This is a genomic window from Arthrobacter cavernae, assembly GCF_017368795.1.
Taxonomy (GTDB): Bacteria; Actinomycetota; Actinomycetes; order Actinomycetales; family Micrococcaceae; genus Arthrobacter; species Arthrobacter cavernae.
This window is the reverse complement of record NZ_JAFNLL010000124.1, coordinates 1-841: the sequence shown is the minus strand read 5'-3', so window position 1 is coordinate 841 and position 841 is coordinate 1. Positions and strand designations below refer to the sequence as shown.

The 841-nt window shown below is 56.6% G+C and carries 1 rRNA gene; it reads left to right on the top strand.

Annotation, left to right across the window (positions count from 1 at the left end):
* Positions 1-181: 181 nt before the first annotated feature.
* Positions 182-841: ribosomal RNA gene (locus J1902_RS19085) — 16S ribosomal RNA — on the top strand; the annotation flags it as partial.

Genomic DNA, 841 nt, shown 5'->3' with positions numbered 1-841 from the left:
GTCTGTTGTTTGAGAACTCAATAGTGTGCCAAGTTTGTTGATACCGATTTGTTTTTATGGATTGGTTGATTTGCCGGGTTGCCCGCACCCCCGTGTGTGGTGGCCTGGTTCAGCTGGTTTCAGATTTTGTGCAGCCGTCGTTTCCCGTGTTTCCGGGGGCGGTGGTTGTGTCTGTTTGTTTTCAACGGAGAGTTTGATCCTGGCTCAGGATGAACGCTGGCGGCGTGCTTAACACATGCAAGTCGAACGATGGTCCCCAGCTTGCTGGGGGGATTAGTGGCGAACGGGTGAGTAACACGTGAGTAACCTGCCCTTGACTCTGGGATAAGCCTGGGAAACTGGGTCTAATACCGGATACGACCGCTCACCGCATGGTGTGGTGGTGGAAAGCCTTGTGCGGTTTTGGATGGACTCGCGGCCTATCAGCTTGTTGGTGGGGTAATGGCCTACCAAGGCGACGACGGGTAGCCGGCCTGAGAGGGTGACCGGCCACACTGGGACTGAGACACGGCCCAGACTCCTACGGGAGGCAGCAGTGGGGAATATTGCACAATGGGCGCAAGCCTGATGCAGCGACGCCGCGTGAGGGATGACGGCCTTCGGGTTGTAAACCTCTTTCAGTAGGGAAGAAGCCTTCGGGTGACGGTACCTGCAGAAGAAGCGCCGGCTAACTACGTGCCAGCAGCCGCGGTAATACGTAGGGCGCAAGCGTTATCCGGAATTATTGGGCGTAAAGAGCTCGTAGGCGGTTTGTCGCGTCTGCTGTGAAAGACCGGGGCTCAACTCCGGTTCTGCAGTGGGTACGGGCAGACTAGAGTGATGTAGGGGAGACTGGAATTCC